Origin of the sequence: Burkholderia sp. RF2-non_BP3 (assembly GCF_001522185.1) — a bacterium.
Taxonomy (GTDB): Bacteria; Pseudomonadota; Gammaproteobacteria; order Burkholderiales; family Burkholderiaceae; genus Burkholderia; species Burkholderia diffusa.
Map to the genome: position 1 here is coordinate 223,212 of NZ_LOSU01000024.1, position 15,378 is coordinate 238,589.

The 15,378-nt window shown below is 70.0% G+C and carries 15 protein-coding genes; 7 read left to right on the forward strand and 8 right to left on the reverse strand.

Annotated elements, in window-relative coordinates; translation table 11 throughout:
• Window positions 1–53 precede the first annotated feature (53 nt).
• Window positions 54–1,394 carry an MFS transporter gene (locus WS45_RS10325; RefSeq protein ID WP_059691554.1) on the reverse strand — a complete coding sequence of 447 codons (1,341 nt, stop codon included), beginning with the start codon at window positions 1,392–1,394 and terminating at the stop codon, window positions 54–56.
• 237 nt (window positions 1,395–1,631) lie between these two features.
• Window positions 1,632–2,606 (reverse strand): LysR substrate-binding domain-containing protein, encoded by a 975-nt coding sequence (locus WS45_RS10330; RefSeq protein WP_059691555.1) that lies wholly within the window; start codon window positions 2,604–2,606, stop codon window positions 1,632–1,634.
• A 38-nt stretch (window positions 2,607–2,644) separates the two neighbouring features.
• Here WS45_RS10330 and WS45_RS10335 point away from each other — a divergent pair, with 38 nt between their 5' ends.
• From WS45_RS10335 to WS45_RS10345, 3 genes are all read left to right on the forward strand, one after another.
• Window positions 2,645–3,376: a glutathione S-transferase family protein gene (locus tag WS45_RS10335; RefSeq protein ID WP_059691556.1), complete on the forward strand. Its 732-nt coding sequence runs from the start codon at window positions 2,645–2,647 to the stop codon at window positions 3,374–3,376.
• A 127-nt stretch (window positions 3,377–3,503) separates the two neighbouring features.
• Window positions 3,504–4,130: a DUF2239 family protein gene (locus WS45_RS10340; protein ID WP_059699692.1), complete on the forward strand. Its 627-nt coding sequence runs from the start codon at window positions 3,504–3,506 to the stop codon at window positions 4,128–4,130.
• A 16-nt stretch (window positions 4,131–4,146) separates the two neighbouring features.
• Window positions 4,147–5,484: a carotenoid oxygenase family protein gene (locus tag WS45_RS10345; protein WP_059699694.1), complete on the forward strand. Its 1,338-nt coding sequence runs from the start codon at window positions 4,147–4,149 to the stop codon at window positions 5,482–5,484.
• A 13-nt stretch (window positions 5,485–5,497) separates the two neighbouring features.
• Here WS45_RS10345 and WS45_RS10350 read toward each other — a convergent pair whose 3' ends face one another.
• The 4 genes from WS45_RS10350 to WS45_RS10365 are packed head-to-tail and all read right to left on the reverse strand — an operon-like array spanning window position 5,498 to window position 9,756.
• Window positions 5,498–6,664: an ABC transporter permease gene (locus WS45_RS10350; protein ID WP_059533414.1), complete on the reverse strand. Its 1,167-nt coding sequence runs from the start codon at window positions 6,662–6,664 to the stop codon at window positions 5,498–5,500.
• 4 nt (window positions 6,665–6,668) lie between these two features.
• Entirely contained in the window at window positions 6,669–7,823 is a 1,155-nt protein-coding gene (locus WS45_RS10355) for an ABC transporter permease (protein WP_059533413.1), read from the reverse strand.
• Between the two features lie 18 nt (window positions 7,824–7,841).
• On the reverse strand, window positions 7,842–8,540 hold the full coding sequence (locus WS45_RS10360) for an ABC transporter ATP-binding protein (RefSeq protein ID WP_059533517.1): 699 nt from the start codon (window positions 8,538–8,540) through the stop codon (window positions 7,842–7,844).
• Window positions 8,541–8,550: 10 nt separating this feature from the next.
• On the reverse strand, window positions 8,551–9,756 hold the full coding sequence (locus WS45_RS10365) for an efflux RND transporter periplasmic adaptor subunit (RefSeq protein ID WP_059699696.1): 1,206 nt from the start codon (window positions 9,754–9,756) through the stop codon (window positions 8,551–8,553).
• Window positions 9,757–10,123: 367 nt separating this feature from the next.
• Here WS45_RS10365 and WS45_RS10370 point away from each other — a divergent pair, with 367 nt between their 5' ends.
• Complete coding sequence (locus WS45_RS10370; RefSeq protein ID WP_040126461.1) at window positions 10,124–10,357, forward strand: hypothetical protein; 234 nt, start codon at window positions 10,124–10,126, stop codon at window positions 10,355–10,357.
• A 78-nt stretch (window positions 10,358–10,435) separates the two neighbouring features.
• On the opposite strand, the gene WS45_RS10375 is transcribed toward WS45_RS10370, so the two are convergent.
• Window positions 10,436–11,203, reverse strand: a complete 768-nt coding sequence (locus WS45_RS10375) for a Mut7-C RNAse domain-containing protein (protein ID WP_059691559.1) — start codon at window positions 11,201–11,203, stop codon at window positions 10,436–10,438.
• Between the two features lie 50 nt (window positions 11,204–11,253).
• Between WS45_RS10375 and WS45_RS10380 the strand changes: the two genes are divergently transcribed.
• Together WS45_RS10380 and WS45_RS10385 are read left to right on the forward strand one after the other, a co-directional pair.
• Window positions 11,254–12,162 carry an NAD(P)-dependent oxidoreductase gene (locus tag WS45_RS10380; RefSeq protein ID WP_223963041.1) on the forward strand — a complete coding sequence of 303 codons (909 nt, stop codon included), beginning with the start codon at window positions 11,254–11,256 and terminating at the stop codon, window positions 12,160–12,162.
• Between the two features lie 71 nt (window positions 12,163–12,233).
• On the forward strand, window positions 12,234–12,875 hold the full coding sequence (locus WS45_RS10385) for a LysE family translocator (protein WP_059533403.1): 642 nt from the start codon (window positions 12,234–12,236) through the stop codon (window positions 12,873–12,875).
• A 73-nt stretch (window positions 12,876–12,948) separates the two neighbouring features.
• Here WS45_RS10385 and WS45_RS10390 read toward each other — a convergent pair whose 3' ends face one another.
• The gene (locus WS45_RS10390; protein ID WP_059699698.1) at window positions 12,949–14,229 is read right to left on the reverse strand and encodes an MFS transporter; all 1,281 of its coding nucleotides are present in this window, start codon (window positions 14,227–14,229) and stop codon (window positions 12,949–12,951) included.
• Window positions 14,230–14,326: 97 nt separating this feature from the next.
• On the opposite strand from WS45_RS10390, the gene WS45_RS10395 reads away from it, so the two are divergent.
• Window positions 14,327–15,247: a LysR family transcriptional regulator gene (locus WS45_RS10395; RefSeq protein WP_059533398.1), complete on the forward strand. Its 921-nt coding sequence runs from the start codon at window positions 14,327–14,329 to the stop codon at window positions 15,245–15,247.
• The last annotated feature ends 131 nt before the right edge of the window (window positions 15,248–15,378 follow it).

Genomic DNA, 15,378 nt, shown 5'->3' on the forward strand with positions numbered 1-15,378 from the left:
CCTGGTTCCGGTCATGCGCGGGCCGCCGGACGCGCCGGCGCGGCCCGCGCCGTTCAGTTCAGCTCGACGCGACGAATTTCGCCGACGACGAACAGGTAGCAGATCACGGCGACGAGCGCGTGCGCGACGACGTACACCAGCGCGCCGTTGAACGAGCCGCTGCGGTCGACGATGTAGCCGATCGCGATCGGCGTCGTGATGCTGGAAAGATTGCCGCACGTGTTGAGCAGCGCGCCGCTCAGGCCGGCGATCTGGCGCGGCGCGGTATCGGCGTTGACGGCCCAGCCGAGCGCGCCGAGCCCCTTGCCGAAGAACGACAGCGCCATGAACAGCACGACGAGCACGTGCGAATCGGTGTAGTTGCAGACGATCATCGACATCGACAGCAGCATGCCGATCACGATCGGCACCTTGCGCGCGACCGACAGCGACTGGCCCTGCTTGAGCAGCGCGTCGGACACGATGCCGCCGAGAATCCCGCCGAGGAACCCGCACACGGCCGGGATCGACGCGACGAGCCCCGCGTTGAGGATCGACATCCCGCGCGCCTGCACGAGATAGACGGGAAACCACGTGATGAAGAAGTAGGTGAGGGCGTTGATGCAATACTGCGCGACGTACACGCCGACGAGCATCCGGTTCCTCAGCAGCGCCTTCACGTGACGCATCGACGGGCCGCCGTCGCGCGCGCCGGTCGCCTGGTCGATGTTGACGAGCGCGCCGCCTTCGGTGAGGTAGTCGAGCTCCGCGCCGTTGATGCGCGGGTGCGCCTTCGGGTCGTACATCGTGCGGTTCCAGACCAGCACGAACGCGAAGCCGAGCACGCCCATCACCGCGAACACCGACTGCCAGCCGTACGCGTGCACGAGCCAGCCCATCAGCGGCGCGAACACGACGGTCGCCGCGTATTGCGCGGCGTTGAAGATCGCCGACGCGGTGCCGCGCTCCGCGGCCGGAAACCACGTGGACACGATCCGGCTGTTGGCCGGGAACGACGGCGCCTCGGCCGCGCCGACCAGGAAGCGCAATCCGAACAGCAGCGCGAACGCGGCCGCGCCGCCGACGAAGCCGATGCCGCCCTGAAGCAGCGTGAACAGCGACCAGAAGAAGATGCTGAACGCATAGACGATGCGCGACCCGAAGCGGTCGAGCAGCCAGCCGCCCGGCAGTTGCGCGATCACGTACGACCAGCCGAACGCCGAGAAGATGAAGCCCATCTGCACATGGCTCAGATGCATCGCGCGGGCCAGCGCCGGGCCCGCGATCGCGATCGCCGCGCGATCCGCGTAGTTGATCGTCGTGACCGCGAACAGCACGGTCAGCACGAGCCAGCGCACGCGCGTGCGCCGGGCCGTTGCCGACGCGGACGCCGGCAATGCGTGAAGCGGATTCATGACTGTCTCCTCCGAAGGGCGGAAGGTGCCGTCGAGCGGCTGCGCGTCGGTGCGCGCGTTTTTTCGTGGTCATCTTGCCGGCCGGAGGCCGGACGCCGATGCCCTGAGGCGGGCGTCCGGGTCATTCTGGCATGGCGAAAATCGCGCTTTCATGCCAATTGCTGACTTGATCGATTCAGGAATTGGATCGATTGGAGGCGGACGCGAATTGTGGGCGCGCTTCGCCGGAGGGTTCGTTCATGCGTGCGCGTCGTCCGGGGCGGCGCCGTGGTGGGCCGCGACGTGTTTCGCGAGAAACTCGACCGCGGCGCGCACGCCGGGCAACTGGCCGCGCCGGTGCGGCATCAGCAGTGTGGTCGTGACGGTGCCGGCCCGCCAGCCGGGCAGCACGCGCACGAGCGCGCCCGACGCGAGCGCGGCGCCCGCGATCCAGTCGGGCAGGCATGCGACCCCGAGGCCGGCCGTCGCGGCCTGCAGCAGCAGCGTCGACTCGTCCGCCTGCATCCGGATGCGCGGCGCGACGTCGACGGTGTCGCCGGCGCGCTGCAGCCGCCATGGCTGAGGACCCGGATGAAGCCCGTCGTGCCGGGCGAGGTCGGCCGGCGCGTCCGGCGTGCCGGCACGCGCGAGATATGCCGGCGACGCAACGGCGACGATCGGCGACGTCGCCAGCGGCCGTTGCACGAGTGCGGAATCGGGGAGCGGTGCGAAATGGCTGCGGACCGCGATGTCGAAGCCTTCCTGCGCGATGTCGACGAGCCGGTCGCTCGCATGAATCTGCAGCAGCAGCTTCGGGTGCGCGATCGCCAGTGCCGGCAGGCACGGCGCGAGGATGTGCTGAGCCACCGGCACCGAACTCGTGATCCGCACGACGCCGGCCGGTTCGGCCGCCTGCCGCAGCACGGCGTCGCGCGCGCTTTCGGCCTCGATCACCGCCGCGCGCGCATGCTCGAAGAATTCGGCGCCGACCGGCGTCAGCCGGAAGCTGCGCGACGTGCGATGCACGAGCCGCGCGCCGAGCGTGCGCTCGAGCTCGGCCACACGCTTGCTGACCGTCGATTTCGGCAGGTCGAGCCGACGTGCGGCCGCCGACATGCTGCCCGCGTCGACCGCCTGTACGAAGAGGTAGAGATCGTTGAGATTCACTGTCAGCGTCCACCAGGAGAAACGACGGGTTTCGATTCTAGCGGCTACTGCGCGATCGTTCGTCATGGGAGCATGATTGCTCGATCAACTTCTGCGAAATCCCCATGTCTCCGATCCTTCTCTACGGCATTCCCGCCGGCTGCTCGTTCGGCTCGATCGTCGCGCTCGAATGGGCTGGCCGGCCTTACCGGCTGTCGCGCATCACGATGCCGGGCCTCGTGACGAGCGACGCCTTCCTCGCGCTGAACCCCGCCGCCGAGACGCCGGCGTTCGTGACCGCGAACGGCGACGTGCTGACCGAAAGCGTCGCGATCCTCGGCCATGTCGGCGCACAGGCACTCGACAGCGGCCTCGCGTTCCGCCAGGGCAGCGCGGATTTCGACCGTCTGAACCGCATGCTCGCGTGGTTGAACACGACGTTCTTCAGCGCGTTCGGCGCGCTCTGGTACGTGTACGAACACGGCGCCGAAGGCGCCGAGAAAACCGTGCTGCAGGCATATGGTCGCGGCAAGGTGCTGAAGGCACACCGTCACCTCGAGGCATTGCTCGAGCGCCGTGACGGTCCGTGGCTGCTCGGCGCGCAACGCACGCTGGCCGACGCGTATTTCGCTGGAATCGCCCGCTGGGCGGACTATCACGCCGTGTTCGAGCAGGACGCGTTTCCGCGTGTCGCCGCGCTGCGCGCACGGCTTGCCGATGACGCCGGCGTGCAGTTCGCTCACGCGATCGAGGAAAACCGGCCACTACCGGCGTCGTCGGCGTTCGAGGGGCATGTGTCGCTCGACGATGCGCTCGCCAGCGCGCGCGTGACCGCGATGTCGGCCGCGACGCCCTGAAGACGGGACAGCGCGCTCACTCGACGCGCACACGACGTCGGCAAATTTTTACCCGGGTGATATTGACATTCAATTTATACCCGGATAAAAATAGCGTCATTCCGATTTCTGCCTACGGGCGACCACGATGACGCTCTCCACACTTCTCCCTTCCTACACTGCGTTCGATGGCCACCGGCGCGTCGCGTCGGGCCCGCTCGCGACGGTGGCGGTGGCGGTCCGGCAGGCGGCCGGCGACGCGATGTCCGGCACGATCGTGATCTTCGACGACGCGACCGGCCGCTCGATCGACCTCGACCTGCGCGGCACGGCGGACGACATTCGCGCGCGTTACGCGCCCGTGCCGGGCGAGGCGTCCGCGTCCGCCGGCGAGCCGGCCGGCGCGGCCGAACAACGCGGCCGTGGCCGTCCGAAGCTTGGCGTCGTGTCGCGCGAGGTCACGTTGCTGCCGCGTCACTGGGACTGGCTCGCCGCGCAGCCGGGCGGCGCGTCCGTCGCGCTGCGCAAGCTGGTCGAGGACGCGCGGCGCACGCACGCGGCGGCCGACCGGCGCCGCGACGCGCAGGCGCGCGCATACCACTTCATGTCCGCGATCGCGGGCGACCTGCCCGGATTCGAGGAGGCCGCGCGTGCGCTGTATGCGAACGACCTCGAGCGGGTGGCCGAGCTGATCGCCGGCTGGCCCGACGACGTGCGCGGCCATGCGCTCGCGCTGGCGCACGGCGATCTGCCGCCGTCGACCGAAGACTGCTGACGGAGCACACGACGCGATGACGACATTCGATCTGAACCGCGGCGCGATCGCGCCGGTCGCCGACGAAGTCGACCTCGTCGATCTGCGCGTGACCGGCGCGATCCCGCCCGAATTCGACGGGACGCTGCTGCGCAACGGCCCGAATCCGCCGGGCGGCCGTTTCGAGGGCAACGACGTGCTGTCGTGGTGGCCGGAAGCGGCGATGCTGCACGCGATCGCATTCGAACGCGGTCGCGCGGCCGGTTACCGGAACCGCTGGGCGCGCACGCGCCGCTGGGCCGACGTGCACGCGCCGGAGCAGGCGCCGCACCTGCCCGACTCGAACCCGAACGTGAACGTGCTGCAGCACGCCGGCGAATTGCTCGCGCTGGCGGAAGGCGGCGCGCCGCTCGCGATCACGGCCGCGCTCGACACGCTCGGTGCGCCCGCGCGGCACACGGCGTTCGGCGGCGCGATGACCGCGCATCCGAAGGTCGATCCGGTGACGGGCGAACTGATCCTGTTTCGCGCGGACTGGCGCGCGCCGTGGCTGCGCTATGGCGTTGCCGACGCGCAGGGCGTGCAGCGCGTCGACCTCGCCGTCGACGTGCGCGCGCCGTCGATGATGCACGACCTCGCGATCACCGAAACCCGCAGCCTGCTGCTCGACCTGAACGTCGGCTACGACTTCGCGATGCTGAAGCAGGGGCACCGGATGCCGCTGCGCTGGCACGACGACCGCGACGCGCGGATCGGCGTGATGCCGCGCCACGGCGGCGACGTGCGCTGGTTCGGCATCGAGCCGTGCTTTATCCAGCACGTCGTGAACGCGTACGACTGCGATGCGTCGTGCATCGTGCTCGATGCGGTGCGCTATCCGTGGTTCCTGCGGCTCGACGCGCGCACGGGCCGCTTCGCCGACAACCCGGTCGGCGAGCTGTGGCGTTACGTGATCGATACGGCGAACGGGCTGATCGACGAGGGGCCGCTCGCCGACGGCGGCATCGAGCTGCCGCGCATCAACGAAAGCCGCACGGGGCGCCGCTACCGTTATCTGTATGCGGCCGAGCAGCCGAACAATGCCGAAATGCGCGGCGTGATGCGCTTCGACCACGTGCGCGGCACGACGACGCGTTACGCGGTGCCGGCCGGCGACCAGAACGGCGAGCCGGTGTTCGTGCCGCGCCCGGGCGGCGCCGACGAGGACGACGGCTGGCTGCTGGTGGTGGTCTACCGCGCGGCGACGGATACGAGCGACGTCGTGATCCTCGATGCGCGCGCGATCGACGCGGCGCCGGTCGCGACGGTGCACCTGCCGCGTCGCGTGCCGGCCGGGTTCCACGGCGCGTGGGTGCCGCGCGAGCGTCGGGCGTGAGCGGCCGCGCGCGTCACTGCGCGCGCAACGCGTCGACGATGTTCAGCCGCGCGGCGCGCATCGCCGGCAGGAATCCGCCGACGAGCCCCATCACGAGCGAGAACAGCAGTGTCTTCACGACGATCGCGGGCGTCAGCACGAAGCGGAACGACAGGTCGGAGAAGGTCTGGAAGTTGGTCGTCGAGAACGACGCGAACTCCATCAGCGATGCGCACGCGAGCCCCGCGACGCCGCCGACGAAGCCGAGCAGCAGCGCCTCCAGCAGGAACGCGGCGAGCACGTTCATGCGCTTGAAGCCGAGCGCGCGCAGCGTTCCGATCTCGGCGGTGCGGTTCGCGACCGACGCATACATCGTGATCATCGCGCCGATCATCGCGGCGATCGAGAAGATCGTCGACAGCGTGATGCCGAGGATGTTGATGAAGGTCGACAGCGCCTTCGACTGGTCGCCGTAAAACGTCTGCTCGCGTTTCGCTTCATCCGTCAGGCGCGGGTCGACGTCGATGTCGGCCTTGAAGCGCGCGAAGCCGTCGGCGCTCGGGATGCGCAGCACCATCGACGAATAGCTGGTGCGCCGGAACGACTGCATCAGCTGGTCGACGTCGCCCCAGATCTCCGAATCGAAGCCGCTGCCGCCCGCGTCGAAGATGCCGACGACGGTCCAGTCGCGCTGCGCGAAATGCAGGCTGTCGCCGAGCTGCGTGCCGCTGAAGCCTTTCGCGATCGCGCTGCCGACGACGATCTCCGACGAGCCCGGCGCGAACGCGCGGCCGGCCACGAGCTTCACGCGCGGGCGCAGCGCGAGGCCGGCCGGCGACACGCCGCGGATCACGACGTTCGACGGTTTGCCGCTCGACGTCTTCACGAGCGAGATCAGCACGACGGCTTCCTTCGACACCCGCGGCCGGCCATCGGGGCCGAGCGCCACGGCCGGATGCATCTCGAGCGCGTTGGCCTGCTGGTGGTCGATCGCGCTCTGGATCTCGGTTTCCGCGCCCTTGCGGATCACCACGACGTTGTCCGGTTCGCCGGTCGACACAAGCGTCTGCGTGAGCCCCGCGTCGAGCATCTGCACCGTCGCGAACACGAAGATCACGAGCGCCATCCCGCCCGCGGTGAGCGCGGTGGTGAGCCGGCGGGTCCACAGGTTGCGCGCGATGTAGGTCAGCGGAATCGCCATGCGCTTATCCGATCGCCCGCAGGCCTTCGACCACGCGCACGCGCGCCGCCTGCCAAGCCGGCACGAGCGCGGCCGCGAGGCCGACCGCGACCGAGCACGCGGCCTGCAGCACCATCGTTTCGGCCGACACCTTGAATACCGGGAAGATGCCGCCCGCGGCCTGCTTGAAGAGGCTCGCGGCCGGCGGCGTCGCGAGCATCGCGAGCCCGCCGCCGACCACCGCGATCACGACCGATTCGCCGAACACGATCAACGCGAGGAAGCCGGGGCCGAAGCCGAGCGCCTTCAGCGTCGCGTATTCGGCGGTGCGTTCGCGCGCGCTCATCGCCATCGCGTTCGCCATCACGGCCATGATGATCAGGATCACCACGTACGACACGACGCGGATCGCCGCGATGATCTGGTTCGACATCGCGACGAAGCCGAGCTGGAACGCCTGCTCGGTCTCGGTCAGCGTTTCGGCGAGCGAGTTCTTGAACACCGCGTCGACGTTGCGCGCGATCGCGGCGCCGTCGTCCGGATTCGCGACGCCGAGCACGAACACGCCGACCTGGTCGGCCTGCTTCGGCGTGCGCTTGCGCACCGTCTCGTTCAGGTAGTCCCAGTGAAACACCAACTGGCGCGTGATCGTCGAGTCGTCGCGGCCGTCGAGAATGCCGCGCACGACGAAGTCCCACGTGCCCGGATAGATCGTGCCTTTCAGCGGAATCACGTCGCCGACCTTGAAGCCGAACTGCGTCGCGAGCTGGCGTCCGACGAGGCAGCCGCGGCGGTCGCGGTCGTAGTCGGCGCGCTGCTGCGCCGGGAGGATGAATTCCGGATACAGGTCGAGGTAGTTCTCCGACACCGCGAAGCTCGCGAAGAAGTTCTTCGGGTCGCGGTAGATGCCGCCGAACCAGTTCGAGCGGACCACGGCGGTCACGCCGTCGACGCCGCGGATCCGGTTCTCGTAGCTGACCGGCAGCGGAAACACGAGCGAGATCGCATTGCGCGTGACGAGCCGGCCGCTGGACGCGGCGGCCGCGCCCGCGTACCACGCGTCGACGACGGTGTGCAGCAGCCCGAACGCCAGCACCGCGATGGTGAGCCCGAGCACGGTCAGCAGCGTGCGCAGCCGGTGCCGCAGCGCATTGCGCGCGATCAGCTTCAGCACGTACATCGTGCGCGCTCGCGTCCGTCAGACGGCGTGCCCATCGATCAGCTCCCCTTTTTCCAGATGCACGAGCGAGCGCGCGGCGGCGGCCGCGTGCGCGTCGTGGGTCACCATGATGATCGTCTTGCCGAGCTCGGCGTTCATCCGCTGCAGCATCGCGAGCACGTCGGTGGCTGATGCGCGGTCGAGGTCGCCGGTCGGCTCGTCGGCGACGATCAGCACCGGATCGGTGATCAACGCGCGCGCGATCGCGACGCGCTGCTGCTGGCCGCCCGACAGCTCGGACGGATAATGGGTCGCCCGGTCGCCGAGATGCACCATGTCGAGCACCAGCTCGACGCGCTCGCGCCGTTCGCGGCGCGACAGGTGCGTGAGCATCAGCGGCAGCTCGACGTTCTCGAACGCGGTGAGCACGGGCATCAGGTTGTAGAACTGGAAGATGAAGCCGACGTTCGCCGCGCGCCATTCGGCCAGTTGCGCTTCCTCGAGCCGCGAGATGTCGAGGCCGCCCACGCGCAGCTCGCCACTGTCGGGCCGGTCGATGCCGGCGACGAGATTGAGCAGCGTGCTCTTGCCGGAACCCGACGGCCCCATCAGCGCGACGAAGTCGCCTTCGCCGATGTCGAGCGTGATGTCGGTCAGCACCGGCACGATCTGGTTGCCGCGCCGGTACGACTTCGCGACGTGGCTGATCTCGACGAGCGGCGGCGCGGCGTCGTTCACGCGCGCCACGCTACTTCTTGGCGACGGCCACTTTCGCGCCGTCCTTCAGCTTCGCGCCCGGCGCGAGCACGACCGTGTCGCCGGGCTTCACGCCGCGGATCGCGACGAGTTCGCCGATCCGCGCGCCCTTGGTCACCGCCGCCGCATGCACGGTGTCGTCCTTCACGACGAACACGACCGGCCGGCCGTCGCGCTCGACCACCGCGCTCGCCTGCACGGCCGTCACCGGCTGCCGGTCCTGCGGCGACGCGGGCTTCGACAGGAACGCGATCTTCGCGCTCATGTCGGGCAGCACGCGCTCGTCGCGGTCGACGAAACGCACCTTCACGAGCACCGTCGCCTTCGAGCGGTCGACGGTCGGCACGATGCGCGACACGCGGCCCGCGAAGCGCATGTCGGGTAGCGCGTCGAGCTGGATCTCGCACGGCTGCTCCGCGCGGATCTTCGCGATGTTCGATTCGGCGACGTCGGCCTCGACCTCGAGCGTGTCCATGTCGGCGATCGTCACGACCGCGCCCTTGCTGTCCGACGCGGACGAGAACGGCGTGATGTTGTCGCCGACGTTCGCGTGTTTTGCCAGCACGATGCCGTCGAACGGCGCGCGGATCACGGTCTGATCGACCGCGACCTGCGCGGCCTGCGCATTGGCTTCGGCGGACGCGATCGCGGCCTCGTCGCTGTTGACCGACGCGCGCGCCTTGTTCACGCGGGCCGTGTCGATGTCGAGCTGCGCGGCCGGCACCGCGCCCTTCGGCGCGAGCGCGGCGGTGCGGCGCAGCGCGATCTGCGCGTCCTTCAGCTCCGCCTGAGCGACGCCGAGATTGGCGCGGGAGACTTGCGCCTGCGCGCGGGCCTGCGCCAGCGACGCCTGCACGTCGCGGCTTTCGAGCCGCGCGATGATCTCGTCCTTCTTCACGCGCGTGCCTTCGAGCACGCCGAGCCATTCGACGCGCCCCTGGCCCTTCGATGCGACCGCGGCCTTGCGCTGCGGCACGACGTAGCCGGTCGCGTTGAGCTGGGTGTCGTTCTGGTACGGGTAGGCGGATGTGACGGCGGTCGTGTCGACCGTCGGGCGGCCGGTGAGCGCCAGCGCGACGACGATCGCGACGATGACGAGCGCGGCGGCGACCGCATAGCGGACCCACCGGCGCCGGCGTGGCGCGGTCGCGACAGGACGCCGGTCGATTTTCAGTTTGTCCAGATTGTGATCGGGCAATTTGGGCGCCTCGCGACGGCGGCGGTCTCGCGACCGGCCGCGTCCGGTTGGGACGGAAGGAGGCCAGTATAGCGTCGCCGCCGCGGGCGCGAGAGGCGGTTTGTCGGACGATTGATGCACGTGCCGCGGCGCGTCGCGCGGGCCCGAAACCGGCGCCTACGGGGAAACCCGAAGGAAGCAAGCCGCATGTCAACTCGTCGCGCGGGCGACGCGTTATGGAGCCAGTGCATCAGAATTCGTCGAGGCGGAAAGGCAGGCGCCGACCCGCCCGGCGGCGACCGGCAGCCCGGCGCGACTGATGTTCCGATGCGGATGCCTCGCATCTCTTACCGGTACGTTTGACTTTTTCTCCGCTAAAGGAAGAACAATGAAGAAGACGCTCGCTTCGATCATGACCGCAGCATTCGCTCTCGCATCGGTTTCGGCATTCGCACAGGCGTCGGCGCCGGCAGCCGACACGTCGGCCGCGGCATCGGCACCGGCCAAGAAGGATCACAGCAAGCCGAAGCACCAACTGAAGCGGCACGGCTCGGCCAAGGGCAAGGCGAAGGCCGCAGCCGCTTCGGCCGCCGGCACGAACGACGCAGGCGCGCAGAACTAAGCACGCTTCGCCGGGGCTGGCCCTGCCAGCCGCCCGTCGCGAAACCCCGCACGCTCCGGCCTGCGGGGTTTTGTTTTTTCAGGCGTCCGCGACGTCCGGAACGTCGAGGGCCGCGGGCGGCGGCGTGCGCATCGCGTCGACCACCGCGCGCATGCGCCGCCAGTGCGACCCTTCCCAGAACACGCGCCGGCACACGTCGCACGCGGCAAAGCGCCGGTGCCGCTGCCGGACGCCGTCCGGCACGCGCGGGGCGGCGTCCGCCGCATCGAGCGCGTGCAGCGGCGCGTTGCAGCGCAGGCACAGCCGGAACGGCCGCATGTGCGGCGCGAGGTCGAGCCGCGCGAACAGCTCGCGCAACTGCGCGTCGGGCTGCTGCGCGTGCAGGTAGCAGCCGCGTGCGACCGCGCGGCGCTTCAGCAGCTCGCGGTCGCGGGTCAGCACGATCCGGCCTTCGCGCGAGGCGAGCGCGACGAGTTCGTCGTCGCGGTAGTGGTTGTCGTAGCAGGTGTCGAAGCCGGCGAGGCGCAGCAGCTGCGCAAGGCCGCCGAGATGCGCGTCGGCGACGAAGCGCCAATGGTCCGGTCGCGGCAGCAGCGATGCGCCCGCCGGCTGCGCGCGCTCCGGATGGATGTCGACGCGGTCGCCGTCGCCGAGCGGCCGGTCGAGGCCGGACGGTGCGCCGTTCACGCAGAGCCGGCCGATTTCCGTATGCGGGACGCCGAGCGCCTCGATCGCATGCTTGACCGTCGCGTCGCGGGCAAACGCGTGCGCAAACGCGCGCTCGCGCTGGGCGCGAGCGAGAAACGCGTTCAGTTCGCCGTGGAAGCGGAAGGTCGCGGTCGCCATCCGGGCAGTATCGCACCGCGCGCCGCCGGGGCTGCAGGTCACCGCCATCTGTGTTTAACTCCACGCTTCACGAGTCGAAGGAGCGGGAAATGGATCTCGGATTTATCGGGCTGGGCGAAATGGGGCAGGCGATCGCGACGAACCTGCTGAAGGCAGGGCATGCCGTGCGGGTCTGGAACCGGTCGCGCGAGCGTGCCGAGCCGCTCGCCGCGCTCGGCGCGCAGATCGTCGCGACGCCGGCCGACGCGTTTCGCGGCGATGCCGTGTTCTCGATGCTCGCCGACGATGCCGCGGCGCGCGAAGTATTCGACGACGCACTGCTCGCGCAGGCGCCGCGCGGCCTGATTCACGTGAACATGGCCACGGTGTCGGTCGCGCTCGCCGAGTCGCTCGCGCACGCGCATGCGTCGCGCGGTCTCGCGTACGTCGCCGCGCCCGTGATGGGGCGCCCGGACGTCGCGGCCGCCGCGCGCCTGACGATCATGGCCGGTGGCCCGGCCGAGGCCATCGACCGCGTGCAGCCGCTGTTCGACGCGATCGGCCAGAAGACCTGGCGCTTCGGCTCGCTGCCGCAGCATGCGAACGTCGCGAAGATCGCGGCGAATTTCACGCTCGCGTCGGCGATCGAGACGCTCGGCGAGGCGTCCGCGCTGCTCGGCGCGCACGGCGTCGCGATGCGCGACTTCCTCGACGTGATCACGAACAGCGTGTTTCCGGGGCCGGTCTACGAAGGCTACGGCGGGATGATCGCCGAGCGCAGCTACGAACCCGCGCGTTTCAAGGCGCGCCTCGGGCTGAAGGACGTGCGCCTCGCGCTGCAGGCCGGCGACGCCGTATCGGTCCCGCTGCCGGTGGCGAGCGTCGTGCGCGACAGCCTGCTCGATGCGCTCGCGCACGGCGGCGGCGAACAGGACTTCGCGGTGCTCGGCGAAGTCGCGCTGCGCCGCGCGGGCCGCTGAGCCGACGCGGGACAGACACGCCGCGCGCGCGGCATAATCGACATTTCGTTTCTCTTTCGATCGGGGTGGGCATGAACCTGCATACGTGGTGGCTTTTCGTGGCGACGGTGTTCGTCGTGTCGGCGATTCCGGGTCCGAACATGCTGCTCGTGATGACGCACGGCGCGCGGCACGGGCTGCGGCGTTCGGCGTGGACGATGGCCGGCTGCCTCACCGCGCTGGTGCTGATGCTGTCGGTGTCGGCGGCGGGCCTCGGCGCCGTGCTCGAGGCATGGCCGGCGATGTTCAACACGTTGCGCTTTGCAGGCGCGGCCTACCTGATCTATCTCGGCGTGAAGGCGTGGCGCGCGCGCGTCGACGACGAGCAGCCCGCGACCGATGTCGAAACCGTGTCGCGCCAGGTCGCGTCGGCATCGCGCTGGGTGCTGTTCCGCAATGGTTTCCTGGTCGCGGGCAGCAACCCGAAGGCGATCCTGTTCGCGGCCGCGTTGCTGCCGCAGTTCATCAACGCATCCGAGCCGACGCTGCCGCAGTTCGGCATCCTCGTCGTCACGTTCGCGGTGATCGAGGTCAGCTGGTATCTCGTCTACGCGTCGTTCGGCACGCGCATCGGCGCGACGCTGAAGAGCCAGAGCGTCGCGAAGGTCTTCAACCGGCTGACGGGCGGCCTCTTCGTCGGCTTCGGCGCGATGATGGCGCTGGTTCGTCACTGAATTCGGCCCGCGCGTTCCGCCGGACGCCCCGCACCTCGTCAGAGGGCGGGGCGTTTTCCTGTCCGGGCCCGCATCACGCGCGCGGCCATGCGGCGGCGCCGGTCCGGCGGCCGGCCGACCAGCCGAATGCCGCGGCCGCGCCCGCGAATGCGAAGCCGACGCCGCACACGGCGCTCCACCCGCCCCACGCCCATGCGCTGCCCGCGAGCGCCGCGCCGAGTGCCCCGCCGACGAAGAACAACCCGACGAACAGCCCGTTCAGACGTCCGCGCGCGGCCGGGTTCAGCAGGTTGATTTCGCGGCGGCCGATCGTCTGGTCGACGATCACGCCCGCATCGAGCAGCGCCGCGCCGCTGGCCAGCAGCGCCAGCGCGAGCCCGCGGTGCGCCGACGCATCGAAGCCGAACCAGCCGGCGCCGGCGATGCCGAGCACGGTGAGCGCGGCGAGCATCGTCACGTGCGCGATGCGCTGCGCGGCCGGGCCGTGGCCGCGATCGCCGGCGCGGCCGGCCAGCGGCGTGACGATCGCACCGCTCGCGCCGGCGAACGCGAACAGCGCGATTCCGTGCAGGTCGAGGCCGAACGGCGGCTGCGCCAGCCGCAGCCCGACGGCGGTCCAGAACGCGCTGAACGCGGCCATCGCGAGCGCGGCCGACAGCGCATGTCGGCGCAGCACGGGTTCGTCGGCCAGCAGGCGGCCCATCGACGCGAGCAGCGCGCGATAGCCGGCCGTCATCGGCGGCACGCGCGGCGGCAAGCGTAGCGCGAGCACCGCCGCGATCCCCGCGTTCGCGAGCGCGGCCAGCGCATAGAACGCGCGCCAGCCGGCCGTGCCCGCGATCAGGCTGGCGAGTGGCCGCGACAGCAGGATGCCGAGCATCAATCCGCTCATCACGTTGCCGACCGCTCGCCCGCGCTGCGCTTCGGGCGCCATCGACGCGGCCATCGGCACCAGCATCTGGATCACGCTCGACGCGGCGCCCGCGGCCAGCGTCGCGAGCAGGAAGACGGTGCCGGATCGCGTGAACGCCGGCAGTGCGAGCGCGGCCGCGCACGCGACGAGCGTCGCGACGATCAGACGGCGGTTCTCGAGCAGGTCGACGAGCGGCACCAGCAGCACGAGGCCCGCTGCGTAACCGAGCTGCGGCAGCATCGCGACGAGGCCCGCGAGGCCGGACGGCAGCCGCAGGTCCGCGCTGATCGGGCCGGTCAACGGCTGCGCGGCGAACAGGTCCATCACGATCACGCCGACCGTCGCGGCGAAGAAGAGCGTCATGCCCGCACTGAGTGCGGGCGGCGGTGCGCCGCGCGCGGGGTGGCCGGCGGGCGAGCAGGAATCGGCAGGGCAGTTCATCGGGAGCCTGGGATTTCGAGCGAAGAAATCCCCATCGTAGGCGCCCGATGTTTATGCGACAATTGAAATATGTCTAACATGATTATGCGAGTTTGCTTTGAATACGCGTGATCTCCAGGCGTTCGTCGCGGTGGTCGACAGCGGGTCGATGGTCGCCGCCGCCGCGAAGCTTCATCTGACGCAGCCGGGCCTCACGCGACGCGTGCAGAACCTCGAAACGCTGCTGGGCATGCCGCTGCTCGAGCGGCAGAGCAAGCCGCTGAAGCCGACGGCCGCCGGGCGCGACGTCTATGCGCTCGCGCGCAACGTGCTGGGTGCGGTCGACGAATTGATGGCGGCCGGCGCGCCCGACAGCGAGCCGTCCGGCGAACTGCGCATCGGCGTGCCGCCGTTCCTGTCCGAGCTGGCGCTCGAGCGGCCGATCGATCGGCTGCGCGACACGTTTCCGCGGCTGACGCTGCGCGTGACGGCCGGCTGGTCGCCGGCGCTGGTGCAGGGCATCGAGCGCGGCACGCTCGACGTGGCGACGGTCATGGTGCCGGCCAGCGCGGCGCTACCCGACACGCTGACGGCCACGCTGCTCGGCACGCAGCCGACCGTACTCGTCGCCGCGCGCGACTTCCCGCTGCCCGACGGCCCGCTGTCGCTCGACGTGCTGTCGGGTTTTCCGTGGGTGCTGAGCCAGGACGGTTGCGGGATGCGATCGGCGCTGAGCCGTGCGCTCGGCGCGGCCGGGCTGCCGTTCGACGTCGCGGTCGAGGCGTTCGGTTCGGAGTTGCAGCTGTCGCTCGTGGCGCGCGGCGCGGGCATCGGGATCGCGTCGCCGAATGCGCTGGCGCGCAGTGCGCATCGCGATGCACTGAGGGTGGTGGAAACGGCGGGGCTGGAGACGCGGATCAACGTCTGGATCGTGCACGGCGCGCTGCCGGGCCGCCTGACGCGGCCGGTCGCGCTGCTGCGCGATGCGCTGGGCGAGGTGCTCGACCGGGAGAACGAGAAGGGGTCAGGTGCGAACTAGCGCGCTAGAGTGCGCATTCGAGGGAAAATCCTGATTTTCTCTACGGAAATGTTGCAATGCAGAAATCGATTCGCTATAGTTACACCTGTCTCCTCCATGTCTCCTCTGATATGGATTCAGCCCGCCTCTTA